The following is a 16470-nucleotide window of genomic DNA, read 5'->3' on the forward strand; positions in this document are numbered from 1 at the left end:
CTCTTTATAAGGCGCGACGAGATACAAAAAGCGCATGAGCTTTGATCCTGCGCTTTAAGCAATCAGTGATTTGCGGATTCTGGTCAATCAAAGGTTCTGAGGGGTTACTCAGCAATGACCTGCTTCACAGACCATTCTGCACCTTTGCCCTGAGAAAGAGTCTGACAGAGCCATGGCAGGGCTGTGTTCATGTCTCTTGTGAGTGTCCAGGGTGGATTGACGACCAGCATGCCACTGGACTTCATTGGCCTGTCATCGCTGATCTGGCCTGCGGAGAGTTCCAGTTTCACTGCGTTGCGGATGCCAGCTTCTTCAAGTGTTACAATGAGTTGGTTGACGATACGCTGGTTCTTGACCGGATACCAGATTGCGAATGTGCCGGTTTGCCAGCGCTTCCAGCCGCGGATGACGCCCTCAGCGAGACGCTTGAACTCGTCTTCTACTTCGAAAGCCGGATCGATCAGTACAAGACCGCGTCTTTCTTTTGGGGGGAGGAAGCTACCCAATGCCAGCCAGGCATCCAGTGCAATCACCTTGACCTTTTTGTCCCCGCCGTAATTGTTCTTCAGCTCTTCAAAATCTTCTGGATGAAGTTCTGTTAGTGTGAGGCGGTCCTGCTTTCTGGCGAGCATGCAGGCAATTTCCGGGGAGCCCGGATAAAACTGCACGCCGCCACCGGGGTTGAGATTCTCAACGGTCTCCAGCCAAGGGGCCAGGACTTCCTTCACCTGATCAGAGGCGGCGTCGATGTTCTCCAGCACTTTGCCGACGCCTTGCTGCCATTCACCGGTTTTCTGCGCTTTTTCCGAGGTCAGGTCATACAGGCCGATACCGGCATGTGTATCGAGCACCCGGTAGGCTCCATCTTTCTTCTGGAGGTACTTCAGGATGTTGGCAAGAACGACGTGTTTGAGGACATCGCCGATGTTGCCTGCATGATAAATGTGCCGGTAGTTCATAGTGGCGCCTGTTGGCCTTTGTTTCGCGCAGCCAGAGGGAGTGTGTTGCCGTTGGACGCGCTTGTGACTGAGTTTGTTGTCGGCCTTATAGTCTGATGGCGGGGGAGGAGACAAGGCGCAAAGAGGCAGGTTGCGGACAAAACTAAAGGCAGCGAAATGCTGCCTTTAGAAAATCAACAGAGCTGTTTCAGGAGGCTTAGTCCTGACCCATGCTGTCAAAATCGTTGTTCATCTCTGGCTGAGATTGAGAGTCTTCAGATGAAGCTGCTGGACCATCTTCCAGGCGCAGTTCAACTGCCTTTGGACCTTTGCCCCGGCGATCAGGTTCTGTCTCAAAGGAAATCCGCTGGCCGCTATCGAGCGTGGTCAGGCCGGAGCGTTCAACGGCTGAGATATGGACGAACACATCGTTTTCGCCTTCATCTGGAGTGATAAAGCCAAAACCCTTATCCAGTTTGAAGAACTTAACGGTACCTGACTGGCGTGGGCCACGTTCTACTGGAGGATAGCTGCGTCGACCGCCGCCACCGCCGTTTGGACCATCACGGAAGCCACCGCCTCCGCCGCCGCCACCACGATTGCCATACCCGCCGCGGTCACCATCTCCGTGTCCGCTTGCACGATAACCGTTATTCCGGTCTCCGCCGTACCCTCCCGAGTTGCGGTTCCCATAGGGGCCTCTGCGTTCATTTTCCATCATCGGAGGCGCGTAGGCATCGCGCTCGGAATCTCCTGGAAAATAAGCTGGTGCCCCAAACTCCGGGCCGAAATTCTGCGAATCCCCAAATTCGCGCTTGCCGCCTCGCTTACTGCGTGGACGACGACCCGAATTCCCATTATGCATTACAATATCGCCTTTCCTGCGGATTTAAACCTGCCAGTATCCGCATGTACTCGCTTTCTCAAAGCCAAATGCCCGTCCGAAAACAAACAAATAATAAAATCAAATGTCCTAGTGGGGCTTTGGTTAAGAGCTCCTACCTGCCTTACACCGCAAATGCTCCCTAATTTGCTTGGCCGGGTAATAATATTGGCCAGATCAACATAGGCAGTCTTCACGAATGCGCGGCATATAATAGGGTTCAGTTTGGTAATAGGGCAAGCTTTTCCTAGGGAAGGTGGAGGTAAAACCCTATGAAATTGGGGGTGTGACCAGAAATTAGAGGATAAAATGGCATAGTTTACCTCTAAAAGACCGAATATTTTTGCGATGACAAATGAAATTTGCATGTTTGACTGTGATCACAATTATAAATGGTATTTATTTGGACTTGCTTTGGAGGTTGTATTTGAAAATCGTAATATTAGCTCAGTTCAAATGCAGCGGAGAGTAGCCCGCCAAATATGATTACTGTATGGTGCGTGGAATTCGGAATTTGGAGATTGAGCACTTATGAGTGATGCCAGCAATAAAGCAGATCTGTCAGGAATTCAGATTACTGTTGTCCCGGTCACTGCCTTCCAGCAGAACTGTAGCATCGTCTGGAACAAGAACACGCAAAAAGCGGTTGTTGTTGATCCGGGTGGGGATGTTGACCACATCCTTGCTGCGTTGAAAGAGCTTGGCGTTACTGTTGAACATATCCTCATCACTCACGGGCATATCGACCATATCGGCGGAGCTGCTGAGCTGGCGGAAACTTTGGGTGTGAAAGTGATTGGCCCGCATGAGGCTGACCGTCCACTGATTGACCGCGTTGAAGATCAGGCAAAGCAGTTCGGTCTGGATGCCGTGCGTAAAGTTGAACCAGATCAGTGGCTTGTGGAGGGTGATGTGGTTACTGCTGGTGGTGCGGAGTTTCAGGTTCTGCATTGCCCGGGTCATGCACCGGGGCACGTTGTTTTCTATAATACGGATCTGAAGCTGGCGATTTCCGGTGATGTTCTGTTTGCCGGTTCAATCGGGCGCACCGATCTGCCGGGCGGCGATCATGATACGCTGATTGCATCTATCAAAGAGAAGCTCTTGCCGCTGGGCGATGACATTACGTTCCTGCCGGGACACGGTCCTGCGTCTTCGCTTGGTCATGAGCGACTGAACAACCCGTACCTGAAGTAAACATCAGATACTGTGGCGGAAAGGGGAGTTTCAGCTCCCCTTTTTTTATTGCAGGATCGCTTTGAGTTCCTCAATGCGTTCATTGATCAGCCAGCCGTAGTAGTTCTCGCGGGGCAGATGTGCTGGTCTGATGCGGCGTTTGTTTCTGTAAGAAATTGCGCGTTCCCAAGGGTTTCCAAGGTTATAGAGCGTGGAGGTGATCCCAGGGTTCTCAGAGATGTCGACGTTCGCGACCTGCTTGTAGGCGTTGATTGCATCTCTCAGGACTGCGGCGGTGTAGTGGATGGATTTGTTGGGGTCCATCACTGTTTTATAAAGACCTGAGGCGTCTTTGGAGCTGAGCCTCGGGAGGCCGCTGATGCTGTTGACCATGTCGTTCATCTTCAAGGCTGTCAGCGGTGTTATCTGACCTAGACCGAAGCTTTGACCGGCAAACATAGGGCGGAAAAAAGCACGGTGGAATGGCTCTCTGGGATAGCGGATGCCACCAACGCGTCTGCCCATGAACTTGGTGTTCCAGATGAGTTCATAGCATCTCCAGCGGCTGTTGCTGGTTTCTTCTCGGCGACAGTTGTTAAACTGCGGGCGCTCTACAAAACTCCAGACTTTCTCGCCATCATATTGAAATGAAATGGGGATTCGAGCGTATTGCAGGGCTTTCATGTAATAGCCCTGTGCGCTGTCGAGGCTGTCGTAGTTGTAGGTATGCTCGCCGACGATGGCACCGAGGATATGAACCGGATCAATATTATAGAGTGTGGCGACTTTTTTGATGTTCCGGATCAGGCGGTTTTCTCTTCTGAGCACAGTGAGAATACGCTGGAACTTCTTCTCGTAGGTTCGATTGAACGCTTTGGTGCGGGTTGCGGATGCAGTTGGGATTGTTGGCTGGATCTTCAACCGGTTGCCAGCAGGCACAACAAGCGGCACGTTGGCCTTTGCCGGGCTCAGCAACAGGTCAGCACTGGGTAAGGTCAGGCATAATGCTAAAAGAACAGCACTGGTATTACGCGGTAACTTCATAGCAATCGAACTCTGGACTATTCATTATTTTAGGTTCTGATTGCTTATGTGTATAGTAATTGTCCTAAAATTTTATTCAGTCAATGTATTTGCGGCGCTATTAAAAGTATATTGTTGATTATTACATTTGTGCCCTTTCAAATGTTGTTTGAATTCATTGGCGACTGAGATTTTTACCTGAGTTACACCGCTTTTAATGAAACCCAGTTCTGCAGCCGCTGCTTTGGAAAGGTCTATCAGGCGGTTTTGTGCATAAGGGCCGCGATCATTTATGCGCACAGTCAGTGATTTGCCGTTGGTGAGGTTTGTGACCAGCACTCGTGTGCCCATTGGAAGGGTCAAATGGGCTGCCGTGAGTTTGGATGGGTCCATCATTTCCCCGCTGGCCGTTTGAGAGGTGAGGGCATACCAGGAAGCCTCGCCGCATTGGGATGAAGTTTTTATCTCAACCTGATGGGGGCGCAAAATGAAGGCAACAAACACGATCACGATGGCGGTGATGAGAAGGAGGAGGGCGTAGATGCGGCTGCCGCGAAGGGCTAAGCCTTTATTGTTCCAAGACATTCCGAAGCCTATTGGCTATTTAGCTTCCCTATTTATACAGGGTTTCCCTTGTTTTAGGGACCGGAGAGATTTTCTGTGTTGGTGAGTTGGTTTATGTAGGTTGAAGATAATCAACGCGTTTGTAGTGGTGCGAGCCGCTTTCGCAGATCCTGAATAGGGGAATAACGTGCAGCAAAACCCATTGCCAAGCAGACTTATCCTCGCGGACGTCGCTCGCGGTCTCGCACTTCTGGCAATGGCGATTTACCATTTTTCCTGGGATCTCTCCTGGTTCAATGTTGTTGGCTGGGATGTCTCCGGTGCGCCGGGTTGGCGCCTGCTCGCTCAATTGATTGCCGGTAGTTTTCTCTTCCTTGTTGGCTTCAGTCTTGTGTTGGCACATAGAAATGGCATCCGATGGGAGAGTTTCTGGCGGCGGGAGATTAAGGTTGCTGTTGCTGCGCTGGCGGTTTCTGTCGCAACCTACTTTATCTTTCAGGATCAATGGGTTCGCTTTGGCATTCTGCATTCCATTGTGGTTTCCAGCTTGCTCGCTCTGCCGTTTTTGCGGGTTCACTCCATAATTGCGTTGCTATGTGGGGCAGGGGTGATTTTGCTCTACCACTGGCTGGGGGATTACGTGCTGCCTTATCGCCAGTTTTTCTGGCTGGGGCTCAACTCATTACCCGAAGTTTCCGTTGATTATGTGCCGCTTATTCCCTGGTTTGGCCCTGTGCTGTTGGGCGTAGGCTGCGGGGATATCTTTGCCCGCTACGACCTTTTGCGGTTTTTGCGCGGTTCTGCGTCGCCGAGCGTTATTTCGCGTTGCTTTGCGTGGTTCGGTCGTCATTCGCTCGCGACCTACCTTCTTCATCAACCGATCCTGTTTGGTGTCGTTTGGGTTGGTGTGAATGTCGGTCTGTTCGGTGATGTGCAGATGCGAAGCTTTCAGCAGTCATGTACCGCGGTGTGTAGCCAGACCGTTGATGCCGAGCAATGTGCGCGAGCTTGTGAGTGTACTTCTGCTGAGCTGATGGAGCGTGGTGTTTGGGAAGATCTGCTGGTTCGGCCGAATGATCCTGATGTGCGTGAGATTGCGCAGCAGGTATTTCAGGTGTGCTTGCGACCATAAAGCTGCCGGGGTTTGTGCAGGGAAGTTTACGTTGCTTTGGTTTGTTTCTAACTGAGTGGTTTTTCGGCAGCGTTCAGTTTTCGGAAATGCGCTGAAAGCTAAGATATTCCCTCTGGTGTCAGAGTTTATCCTCCCTCCTCAAAAAAGATATACCCGTGCAATGTGTGACAGGGCTATTCGTGAATCACTTTTGCCTCAAGCCTCAGCATATTTGCGGTGTTAAGCCTCAAATTTGCTGCTGCGTCGTTATTGCATTGAAAAAATATGCCTTTTTTGCCCGCTGAAATCTAAGGGGTTTGGCATTGCGAGCTAGCCCGCAGTGTTGCGACACATTTTCTGACATTACCCAAACGTAAGTTTCAGAATTGAATGAGTTTTTCCATTCGGGCTTGAGTTTTTATTTTGATGTACAAGTCATATTTTGCTCATTTGTGCAGATAACATAAAGTTAGATTCAGAAGAAAAATACTCAAAACTACATATAGATGGTATTGACCACGATAAATGTGCGGATAATATATCACTCGGTAAATATACGCAGTTATTATGAAGTGATGTTGGGATTTTCGTGCTAGTGGGGGAAGTATAGTCGCAATCTATGCTCAAATAATGTTTTAAACATAGAACTACCTCTTTCGAGGTGGGCTCTTCTTTCACGACATATCTTCGCATCCCTTCAAACGTGGGTCTGGCCCTGGGGAGTTGCCCGAGACCCATTAGCATTGGGGGAAGAGTATGCGGGTTTTAAAGAATGCAGGCCGCGGCCTCGCAGCAGGCTGCTTTGTGCTGGCCGGATCAGGCTCAGCTTTAGCAGGCGCGTGGGATACGCTTGGTATTGGCTCGTCTGAACTGCTGTTTGCGCCTGAAGAATTTGTCGCAGAGAGCTCGTTTACATACGTTGATCGTAATGTTGATTACGATATTACAACTGCGAGTACCGCGTTCGGTCCTGTCACAGGTGACGCTTCCTCACGAGCTACACCTAATATTTGGAACTACCAAGGAGCTCTGAAACTCGCACTCACTGAGAATGCGGACTGTCTTGCTCGTGTAAATAATCCATATTCGATTGAAGAGGAAATGGATCCGAACTGGAATGGTCGCTTTTCCGGATATGAAACGAGAGCGGTGACCTTTGCGTTTGATGCAACGTGTTCCTACAAGTTTCAGGTTGGGGAGGGGCAATATCTTCGTGCAATTGCAGGTGCTCGGGCTCTGGATCTAACGTACTTCTCTGAGGGGTTAACTGCAACAAGTCCGAGTAATATCGTTGTTGCAAAGGTAGACTTGAAGTCAAAAGGTTTGGATGTTGGCTGGAGAGCTGGTCTCGCATATGAAATGCCTGCATATGCATTGCGCGCAAGTCTGATATATGATTCCGAGATACATGTTGATCTTGAGGGTGATACTGAAGCAGTTGGTGTCACTACATTTGATAGCTTTGCTTCTTTGACTTTGCCGCAATCGGTCGAGTTCAACGTACAGTCTGGCATTGCACCTAACTGGCTGGCATCGTTTGGAGTGAAATGGGTCGACTGGAGCGTGATTGACAAGTTGTCAGTTACTAACGCTGCAGGCAGCAAAACCGTTGATCGCAAACTGAACTTTCAGGATGGCTGGACAGTTAAAGCGGGTATTGGGCACAGGATAAACGAACAATTCAGTGTCGGTAGTTCGCTGCAGTGGGATCGAGGTGTCGGTGGTAGTTATTCTGATACATATACAATCGGACTTGGTGGCTCTTTCGCGGCGAGCAAAAATGTCAAATTTACTCTCGGAACTGCTGCAATCTACAAAACTGCTGGCTCAGGAGATATGACGAATGATGTGTCTTCAATCAGTGCAGTGACTGAATATGACTATGACCCGTCTTGGGCATACGCGATTAATACCAAGTTACGCGTGTCATTCTGATATCTGCAGATAGAGAGTTGCAAAGGTCGGAGCATCGTCTCCGGCTTTTTGCGTTAGAGTGAGCAGATTGTTTTTGATCTGCGTCACAAGGTGTGCGTGAATTGTGCAAGTTACACCCTGATTTGTGCTGTTTGTGCAACAGTTTTGTGGAGAAATGAGCATGTTGATTTGTTGGAAAAGCTAGCTCAAAACTCTTAAGTAATTTACGTATAGGTAAGTTTGACTATAGTCTAATACATGGCGCCATCTGGTGATTAACTTCATTGCATTGTAGTTAAGTAAATATATCATCGTTATTTACCTTAGGTTATATTTAAGTCTTGAAATGCCTGCCCAAACGAAATGGCGTAGTATTTATACTATGGGAGGGGTGATTATTTCTCTCAATGCGCTATGCATGCAGTCAGAACTATATCAGTTTGCTCTGCAAATTGGTGGGATTGCACTGGCGCGAGACACGTAGAGGCTCGGTAAGTGCGGATGGCATGTGTGTCGCATTGGGGCGAAACGCGCTGCAATTTCCGTATCTTAAGCAAGTGCTCCCAGCTGAATGAACCTGAAATCAGTGTTTTAAACGCTGTATACGGGGAAACATAAGGGGGAGAGGGCATGCGTGTTCTCAAAACATTGGCTCAGACTACCGTTCTGGGCTGTGCGGTATCCATGATTCCTGCTGCTGCATTTGCTGGCGGCTGGTCCACTGAAGGTATCGCCGACTACGATCTGCTGTTTGCTGATGGTAAGTTTGTTTTTGAAACTCAGGCGACTTACGCAGATCGTAATGTTGACTTCAAGAATGCAAAGACTAAGCAAAATACAGCTTTTCCTGTTGCCGATGATACTAATAATTCTTCAGCAAACGATATTGCGCCAAATATAGCGGTGTTCTCCAATTCTGTAAAAATTGGCCTGCTTGAGAACTTAGATCTATTCGCACGCATTAATCAGCCTTATCTCATTCGCGAGCAGCCAGGCTTTGATTGGAATGGCCGTTTTGCTATCGGCGAGACGAATGCTGATGCCCTAGGCGTTGATGCTATGCTGAGCTACAAGCATGAGTTGAGCAAGGGCAATTACATTCGCGTATTTGGCGGTCTTCGCTCTGTGACGGTTGATTATGAGCAGCTGTCTAAGACGTTGGTTGCTCCTACCGTTGAGCGAGACACTGAAATCAATGTAGATTCCGACCGAGAATACGGATATCGCATTGGTGCGGCTTTTGAAAAGCCAGAGATAGCGTTGCGTGCGATGGTCGCGTACGAGTCTGGTATTGATGTGAAGCTCGATGGTGCGCTCGCGATTCAAGGGGCTGGAAGCTACGGTGCAAGCGCTAAAGCAACACTTCCTCAGTCTATCGAGGCAAAAGTTCAGACAGGTATTGCTCCTAAATGGTTAGCTTCCTTCGGTGTAAAGTGGACCGACTGGAGTGTACTCAACGAACTTGCGGTGGATGTTGATTCTCCTGGTGGGGCAATTCCAACTAATGTTGTTCGAGATCTTGGTTATTCTGATGGCTGGATCGTTGAAGCTGGCATTGGTCATCAGCTGACGGAAAAGTTAAGTCTCGGAAGTAGTGTGACTTGGGACAAAGGTATCGGTGGCCCTTATTCCGATACTTACTCCCTTAGCCTTGGTGGTAGTTATGACTTTGCGAAGAACGTGAAGTTCACGCTTGGTGGTCGCGCGATATATAAAACATCAGGCGAAGGCAGTTATGACATTGTCAAGACTGGGGCCGTTAATTCGGACGTCAGCACCGAGTATGAATACGACTCCTCCTGGAACTTCGCGGTTTCTTCTAAACTCCGCGTTGCGTTCTAAACTGTTGTATCTTTGAGAATTATGGGGCCGGGGATGGTGATCTCTGGCCCTTTTTTTATTTTGGGGATGAGGCGATGAGGTGGCATTCGTAGCGGTTGTTGTTGCTGAAGCGGATTTCGACTGAGGGGTGTTTGAACTTGTTGTTGATCCGGAAGATCACCGCTTGGGCGCCGAGGCTGGCCAGGTGTTTTGGCAGCTTGTTGCTGAAGAACTTGTAGTGGGCCTTGATGGGGTGCGGGGTCATTTTTACCACTTCGCCTGCGACGGCGATCTCGGCAAAGGCGTAGGTTGAGCTGGTGTCGATTTCATAGTCGACGAAGACAGCAGTTCCGCGAAACTCGTCATAGATGGACTGGCAGTGGTCGGTCATATTTGAGGAGGCCAGTCCGGTGCTGACGGCGGTGCCGAAGTGGGCGATGGGCAGCATGAGTTCTTCCGTGACCAGCCGGGCGTTTGCGTTGCCGGCTGATCCCAAAAGAACTGCAGAGCCAAAGCGCACCATCAATGCGAATGTGCGGAGCGGTGTGCATTGGCGGGCGGTTGCTGTGTAAGGCATTCGCCTTATTGTCTCAGCTTGAAGGCTTCGGTGCTGAGGAAGCACTTGTCTGTTGGCTGATCTCCGGCAGCGATGATGTGAACTACTTCGTCATCAAAATCATCTTCCATAGTGAAGATCACACGCAGGAAACCTTTCTGCTTCAGGACATCTGGCATTTTATCTGAGGTGAAAGAATAGGTCTCCGGAATGCCGAGTGGGGTGAGCCTGACTTCGGTGTCTTCCACCAGCGCAACCGCGCGGTTTTGTGTTGGGCTGATCTGGTACTCGACAAAGATTTCCTTGCCCATACCCACTTCATACTTTTTCTCGCAGGCTTCTGTCACAGCTTGGTCGGATGAACCGTCTTCTTTTAAGCCGATGATGTAGTTGAGTGGGACGAGGACCTCACCGCTTACGTTTTTGGAAGGTGCTGCTTGAGCGGTGGACGCGAGGAGGAGAGCGGCTGAAAATGTGGTTATGGCACCAAGTCCGAAAGGTGTTTTTTTCATTCTTATTGTCCTGCTCGGTGAGTGAGAGTGAGCGGTTGTGTTTATCTGCGCGTGCCAGAACACGCTCTGGCTGTTGAGGCGCAGTCTGCGGCAACCTCAGGCACCACTCAATCCAATGCACTCAGTCTGGTTAAGAGAGGGCAACGGGTTCTTTCAAAACTGTCCTTACAAATTAAGAGGATGATTACGTGAGAGTGATGGAACGAAGGAAGAACATACTTTCTTTTCCAAATGACTCACGGCATAGTGTGCCCATGACTAAGCGCCCCACAAAAACTTCCAGTTCATCCTCACTCCCAGAAGCTGAAGGGTCTTCCTCTGGCTTTGGTGAGGCTCCGCAGCCAGCTCTTTCCGGCAGTCCGTTGTCCGGCTCTGTTTCTGACTGGGCTGATCAGCTCGCAGAAGAAGATCTTTCCGGTCTGAAGGCAAAGAAAGAAGCCGAGCAGCCTGCTGAAGAGAAGCCTGCACCGAAGAAGACGACAGCTAAGAAACCAGCAGCCAAGAAGCCTGCGGCGAAGGCGAAGAAGGCACCTGCGAAATCTGCGCGGGGCACGTCCATGGGCGCGACCAGTGATCCGCGTGAGCGGGCCAAGGGTGGTTTGAACCCGATCGCCGGATTGGACATCTCGCTGGAAGACGCTGAGAAGCTGCTTGATACGCACGTCAAGGAGACGAAGAAAAAGCGGAAGAAGGCGAAGGAAGAAACGATCTCCGGTGCGACTGCGACTGTTCAGGCGCTGGCCCGGTTGATTGAGCAGGGGCGTTCTGATGAGACGGGGGAAGATGCGTGGGTGCCGCATCGGCCTGAGCGTCCGCAGAAGTCTGAAGGGGGCGTTGCCTTTTCTTTGGAATCTGAATTTGAGCCGAAAGGTGACCAGCCGACAGCGATTGCGGATCTGAAAGCTGGTTTGGCGGATGGTGATAAAACACAAGTGCTGCTGGGTGTAACGGGGTCTGGTAAGACCTTCACCATGGCGCAACTGATTTCGCAGACCCAGCGCCCAGCATTGATCCTTGCTCCGAACAAGACACTGGCGGCGCAGCTTTATGGGGAGTTCAAAGCGTTCTTCCCGAACAACGCGGTTGAGTACTTCGTTTCTTACTATGACTACTATCAGCCGGAAGCCTATGTAGCGCGAACGGATACCTTCATTGAGAAGGAAAGCTCCATCAACGAACAGATTGACCGGATGCGCCACTCGGCGACCCGTGCTTTGTTGGAGCGTGATGATGTTATCATCGTGGCGTCGGTCTCCTGTATCTACGGTATTGGTTCGGTAGAGACCTATACGGCGATGACCTTCAAGCTGGAGGTTGGCGAGAAGATTGAGCAACGTCAGTTGCTCGCCGATCTGGTGGCCTTGCACTACAAGCGCAATGATGCGGCTTTCCAGCGTGGAACGTTCCGCGTGCGAGGGGATACGATTGAAGTGTTCCCGGCGCACTATGAGGATCGTGCCTGGCGTATTTCCCTTTGGGGCGATGAGATTGAAAGCATCACCGAGTTTGATCCGCTGACGGGCAAGAAATCCGGTGAGCTGCAACTGGTGAAGATCTACGCGAACTCGCATTATGTGACACCGAAGCCGACCCTTAATCAGGCCATCAAGTCCATCAAGAAAGAGCTGAAGCATCGTCTTGATGAACTCAATGAGCATGGTCGCCTGCTGGAAGCGCAGCGGTTGGATCAGCGTTGTACGTTTGATCTGGAGATGATGGAAGCGACAGGCGCTTGTGCGGGTATTGAGAACTACTCTCGCTATCTAACAGGTCGTGCGCCGGGTGAGCCGCCGCCAACTCTGTTTGAATACCTGCCTGACAATGCGCTGGTGTTTATTGATGAGAGCCACGTGACCGTGCCTCAGATCGGCGCGATGTACCGAGGTGACTTTAGGCGCAAGGCAACGCTGGCGGAGTATGGGTTCCGTCTGCCGTCCTGCATGGACAACCGTCCGCTCCGGTTTGAAGAATGGGATGCCATGCGGCCGCAAACGGTTGCTGTGTCCGCGACGCCGGGCGGCTGGGAGATGGATGAGAGCGGTGGCGTGTTTGCTGAGCAGGTTATCCGTCCGACCGGCCTGACTGATCCTGATATTGAGATCCGGCCTGCCAAGACGCAGGTGGATGATCTGCTGGGTGAGGTGCGTGAGAAGGCGGCGAATGGCTTCCGTACGCTGGTGACCACGCTGACCAAACGCATGGCGGAAGATCTGACTGAGTATCTGCACGAGAACGGTGTGCGTGTGCGTTACATGCACTCGGATATTGATACGCTGGAACGTATTGAGATCATTCGTGATCTTCGTCTCGGTGCGTTTGATGTGCTGATCGGGATTAACCTGTTGCGTGAAGGCTTGGATATTCCTGAATGTGCTTTGGTGGCTATTCTGGATGCGGATAAGGAAGGCTTCCTACGTTCTGAAACCTCGCTGGTTCAGACCATTGGTCGTGCGGCGCGTAACGTGGATGGCAAGGTGATCCTGTACGCGGATAACATGACCGGCTCCATGGAGCGTGCGATTGCGGAAACTAACCGTCGTCGCGCCAAGCAGGAAGCGTATAACGAAGAGCATGGCATTACGCCGGAAAGCGTGAAGCGCTCCATCGGCGATATTCTGGAAAGCGTTTACGAGCAGGATCACGTTTCAGTGGATGCTGGCTTTGCTGAGGAAGGGGCCACCATCGGTCACAACCTCAAGGCCCACATTGAAGACCTTGAGAAGCAGATGCGTGAAGCTGCGGCTGATCTTGAATTCGAGACAGCAGCGCGGCTGCGTGATGAGGTCAAACGTCTGCAGGAGACTGAACTTGCGGTGGCGGATGATCCGATGGCGCGGCAATCTTCTGTTGAGCAGCAGACTGGTGGTTTTGGCGGTAAGAAGAAGTATGGCGCTTCCGGCAACTTGCCCAAGGCAGAGGCAGAGAAAGCCGATGCTGGCAGCAAGGTGCACAAACCACGGTTGGGTGAGATGGGACCAGGAACGGATTTGCCGACACCAGCAGGTGCTACAGGTGAGAAGAAGAAACGCCGGACATCGTCAGGCCGAAGCTCTGGTGGGCGTCCGGGTACGCGGACATTCAGGAAGAAGAACTAAAGCGGCCCAACCGCTTTAGCTTGTTGCTGCGCATCTCTTTCTACGGATATGCGCAGCATTGACAGGCGTCACTGTTTGCACCACATGTGAGGCAAATGTTCTGTTTGCATATCCGTTAGCGCCACCGGGCACTTATCGGCGATATCCTGAAACTGGTTAGGTCTATGATTAAGCACATTGTCTGGGACTGGAACGGTACCCTGCTGGATGATTTTGAGATCACAGCACAATACGGCATCGATACTTTTGCGAGGGCTGGTTTGACCGGTGTAACGTTCGACGATGTGCGGCAGCATCATACGCGTCCTTTTGCCGATTATCTCAAGGCTGTGATGGGACGCGATGCAACAGACGTTGAGCTCTCTGAATTTTATAGCGGGTTTGGTGCAGTCTATGAGCCAGTGATGTACGATTTGCCTCTGGCACCTGACGCGTTGCACGCGCTTGAGACAATCAGTGGCGCAGGCAAGAGCCAGTCTATTCTCTCCATGGCACCGCATGAGGAGCTGGTCTCTCTGGTTCGCCACAACGGCATTTACGAGCACTTCACCCGCGTTGATGGTGCACAGGATCTGAGCAAGCACTTCAAGATTGATGCCCTTCGCGCGCATATCGACAAGCTCGGCGTCGATCCTTCCAGCGTCTGTGTGATCGGCGACAGTATTGATGACTTTGACGCAGCAAAGGGCCTCGGCGCTTCCGCTGTTCTCGTCTCCACCGGCATGTACGCCCACAACCGCCTCATCGCCACCGGCGCCCCAGTGGCAACAAACCTGACAGGCGCTGTTGCCGAGGCGTTGAAGTAAAGGTTTCAGAGACCTTTGATCAACTCACGGCCTGCCGGAAACTGAAGGGACGATCCTTCAAAATCAGTTCCGACAGGCTCGGCTTTGCCACCCAGATGCTGGGCGAGGAATTGCTCGACGATCGCATAATACGCTCGGCGGTTGTGCATCTTCTGAATGCCGTGCCCTTCGTCCGGAAAAAGAGCGTACGTAACAGGGATATCCTGATCTTGCATCGCAGAAACGATTTGCTCTGACTCAGATGCCTTAACGCGAACGTCTTGACCGCCCTGAACGATGAGTAGTGGTTTCTCAATGCGACTGACGTGTGTCAGAGGAGAGCGCTCTTTCAGGAAGGCGCGACCTTCTTCAGTTGTGTAATCGCCAAGTCGGTTCTTGTAGACTGTCTTCCATGTTTTCCAATAGTCGGGGATTGTGTTGAGGAAACTCACAAGATTGGATATGCCGACCAAATCAACGGCGCAGGCAAACTTTTTGGGTGTCTGAGTAAGGCCAGTCAAAGCTGCAAAGCCACCATAGCTGCCGCCCATGATGCAGATGCGGTCTGGATCGGCGATCCCATTCTCAATTACCCAATCGACTGCATCCAGCAAATCGTTTTGCATTTTGCCGCCCCATTCTTTGGTGGAGGCGTTTACAAACGTTTTTCCAAATCCGGTAGATCCTCTGAAATTGACAGAGAGTACCGCATAGCCTCGATTTGCCAGCCACTGATGGGTCGGGTCTAATCTCCAAATGTCTCTCATGTACGGGCCACCATGTACGAGCAGTACCATTGGGCAGGGTTTTTCTGCATTGACTGGTTGTGACAAATAACAGACTAGGTCCAGGTCATCTCTTGTCTTTATGACCACGGATGACATGTTTGCCAATGGTAAGTTGCTCAGCTTTGGCTGTGCCGAAAACAGAGGTATAGCCTCTCTGGTTGCTCTGTTGAAGTGGAAGTACTCAACTGGCTTATTGTCCTGCATATGAGCGAAAACGAGTTTCTGAGTGTCATTTGACATGCTGGTGATGTCGATATCGCCAGAAAACGTCTCCTCCAAATAAGAAAGAGTTTGTTCGAGGTCTGGATCTATAGGGAGCCAATCTGCAAGGGCATAAGTGGCAGAAGCGGCAAGTGGGTGGTTTGTAAGGGGGTGGAGCAACAAGTTGCTGACATCTGCTTGCGGATGTTGTGCCAACAGAGTGGTGGTTCGTGTTTGCACATCTTCTGCCATAGCCACTGCTTTGTCTCGTCCGCGACTATCGATCCAGAACAAGGTTTGCCCGTCTTTGCTGAACTCAATCGGTCTGGTTGTCAGGCTGTCTTCGAAGGGGATGAGCGAATAGCGTTGCCATTCCTTGCCATCTGATCGATGAAGGTATTCTATCTCACCTTTCTCCGTGTAACGGTGAGCGAGGCGGACGTTGAAATCGCTGTCAGTGAAGAAGCCTGCAAACTGGTCATTCTTCTCAATAAGTTGACTGCTTCCAGTGATGAGAGAGACTCTGTAGAGGTCGAAGCGTTTTGTTGTCCGTTGATTGTGAGCGATCAGGACTTCATCAGTGTGTTTGGTTGGTGGTTCTTGAAGAAATGCTTTGACGCCAGTTTCCGGGCTCAAGGCCACCGGATCTGTGCCATCAACTGGGACACTTAGAATATGGAAGTTTTCATCTCCAACCTGATCTCGAGAAATCAGAATTCGGCTGCTGTCGGGTGACCAACGGAGTGTGAGACCGATATGGTGATCGCTAAAGGATGTGAGTGGTCTGGCTGACTTCGGATCTTCACTGTTCATAAGCCAAAGATTGAGAACGCCATTGATGGGTGCTTTAAAGGCGATCCACTGCCCACAAGGACTAATTCGGACTAAAAGTCGTTCGAAGGGATCGAAAAATGTCCGGCGGGGTATGAGGCAAACTTCTTCCATCAGTTCCATTGGACACAATCCTCTTTGAGATGTAGCGGCCTGCAGGCTCAGACGGATAGAAGAGCCCATCTTATGGGAAGTTGGTGATCTTCTTGCTGCTTATCAATCTCTACTTTTGCTGCTGAAAACCTACCAATTCCTGGTTGCTTAGATTCTTG

General features: G+C 50.8%; 13 protein-coding genes. 6 read left to right on the forward strand and 7 right to left on the reverse strand.

Annotation, left to right across the window (positions count from 1 at the left end):
• Window positions 1-104: 104 nt before the first annotated feature.
• Both PJE062_RS04985 and PJE062_RS27010 read right to left on the reverse strand, forming a co-directional pair.
• Window positions 105-959 carry a 23S rRNA (adenine(2030)-N(6))-methyltransferase RlmJ gene (locus PJE062_RS04985; protein WP_008547815.1) on the reverse strand — a complete coding sequence of 285 codons (855 nt, stop codon included), beginning with the start codon at window positions 957-959 and terminating at the stop codon, window positions 105-107.
• Between the two features lie 196 nt (window positions 960-1155).
• Window positions 1156-1803, reverse strand: coding sequence for a cold-shock protein (locus PJE062_RS27010; RefSeq protein WP_008547449.1), 648 nt, complete (start codon window positions 1801-1803; stop codon window positions 1156-1158).
• Window positions 1804-2352: 549 nt separating this feature from the next.
• Here PJE062_RS27010 and PJE062_RS04995 point away from each other — a divergent pair.
• Window positions 2353-3018, forward strand: coding sequence for an MBL fold metallo-hydrolase (locus tag PJE062_RS04995; protein ID WP_008548003.1), 666 nt, complete (start codon window positions 2353-2355; stop codon window positions 3016-3018).
• Between the two features lie 45 nt (window positions 3019-3063).
• Here the strand turns inward: PJE062_RS04995 and PJE062_RS05000 are convergent, their stop codons facing one another.
• Window positions 3064-4041 (reverse strand): DUF1402 family protein, encoded by a 978-nt coding sequence (locus PJE062_RS05000; protein WP_008547914.1) that lies wholly within the window; start codon window positions 4039-4041, stop codon window positions 3064-3066.
• Between the two features lie 72 nt (window positions 4042-4113).
• Window positions 4114-4527, reverse strand: a complete 414-nt coding sequence (locus tag PJE062_RS05005) for a septal ring lytic transglycosylase RlpA family protein (protein ID WP_371256238.1) — start codon at window positions 4525-4527, stop codon at window positions 4114-4116.
• A gap of 244 nt (window positions 4528-4771) precedes the next feature.
• Between PJE062_RS05005 and PJE062_RS05010 the strand changes: the two genes are divergently transcribed.
• The 3 genes from PJE062_RS05010 (at window position 4772) to PJE062_RS05020 (ending at window position 9451) form a co-directional block, all read left to right on the forward strand.
• Window positions 4772-5716, forward strand: coding sequence for a heparan-alpha-glucosaminide N-acetyltransferase (locus PJE062_RS05010; RefSeq protein WP_008547403.1), 945 nt, complete (start codon window positions 4772-4774; stop codon window positions 5714-5716).
• A gap of 735 nt (window positions 5717-6451) precedes the next feature.
• Complete coding sequence (locus PJE062_RS05015) at window positions 6452-7630, forward strand: OmpP1/FadL family transporter (RefSeq protein ID WP_008548006.1); 1179 nt, start codon at window positions 6452-6454, stop codon at window positions 7628-7630.
• Window positions 7631-8239: 609 nt separating this feature from the next.
• A complete protein-coding gene (locus tag PJE062_RS05020) occupies window positions 8240-9451 on the forward strand; it encodes an OmpP1/FadL family transporter (protein ID WP_008547378.1) in 1212 nt (403 codons plus the stop codon).
• 55 nt (window positions 9452-9506) lie between these two features.
• Here the strand turns inward: PJE062_RS05020 and PJE062_RS05025 are convergent, their stop codons facing one another.
• Together PJE062_RS05025 and PJE062_RS05030 are read right to left on the reverse strand one after the other, a co-directional pair.
• Window positions 9507-10007, reverse strand: coding sequence for a hypothetical protein (locus PJE062_RS05025; protein ID WP_037036108.1), 501 nt, complete (start codon window positions 10005-10007; stop codon window positions 9507-9509).
• Window positions 10008-10012: 5 nt separating this feature from the next.
• A complete protein-coding gene (locus PJE062_RS05030; protein WP_008548015.1) occupies window positions 10013-10498 on the reverse strand; it encodes a hypothetical protein in 486 nt (161 codons plus the stop codon).
• A gap of 254 nt (window positions 10499-10752) precedes the next feature.
• On the opposite strand from PJE062_RS05030, the gene uvrB reads away from it, so the two are divergent.
• A complete protein-coding gene (gene uvrB, locus PJE062_RS05035; RefSeq protein WP_008547744.1) occupies window positions 10753-13593 on the forward strand; it encodes an excinuclease ABC subunit UvrB in 2841 nt (946 codons plus the stop codon).
• A gap of 164 nt (window positions 13594-13757) precedes the next feature.
• Window positions 13758-14399, forward strand: a complete 642-nt coding sequence (locus tag PJE062_RS05040) for an HAD family hydrolase (protein WP_008547848.1) — start codon at window positions 13758-13760, stop codon at window positions 14397-14399.
• 5 nt (window positions 14400-14404) lie between these two features.
• Here PJE062_RS05040 and PJE062_RS05045 read toward each other — a convergent pair whose 3' ends face one another.
• Window positions 14405-16321: a S9 family peptidase gene (locus tag PJE062_RS05045; RefSeq protein ID WP_208982169.1), complete on the reverse strand. Its 1917-nt coding sequence runs from the start codon at window positions 16319-16321 to the stop codon at window positions 14405-14407.
• Window positions 16322-16470: the final 149 nt, after the last annotated feature.

The sequence above is a fragment of the Pseudovibrio sp. JE062 genome (assembly GCF_000156235.1).
GTDB lineage: Bacteria > Pseudomonadota > Alphaproteobacteria > Rhizobiales > Stappiaceae > Pseudovibrio.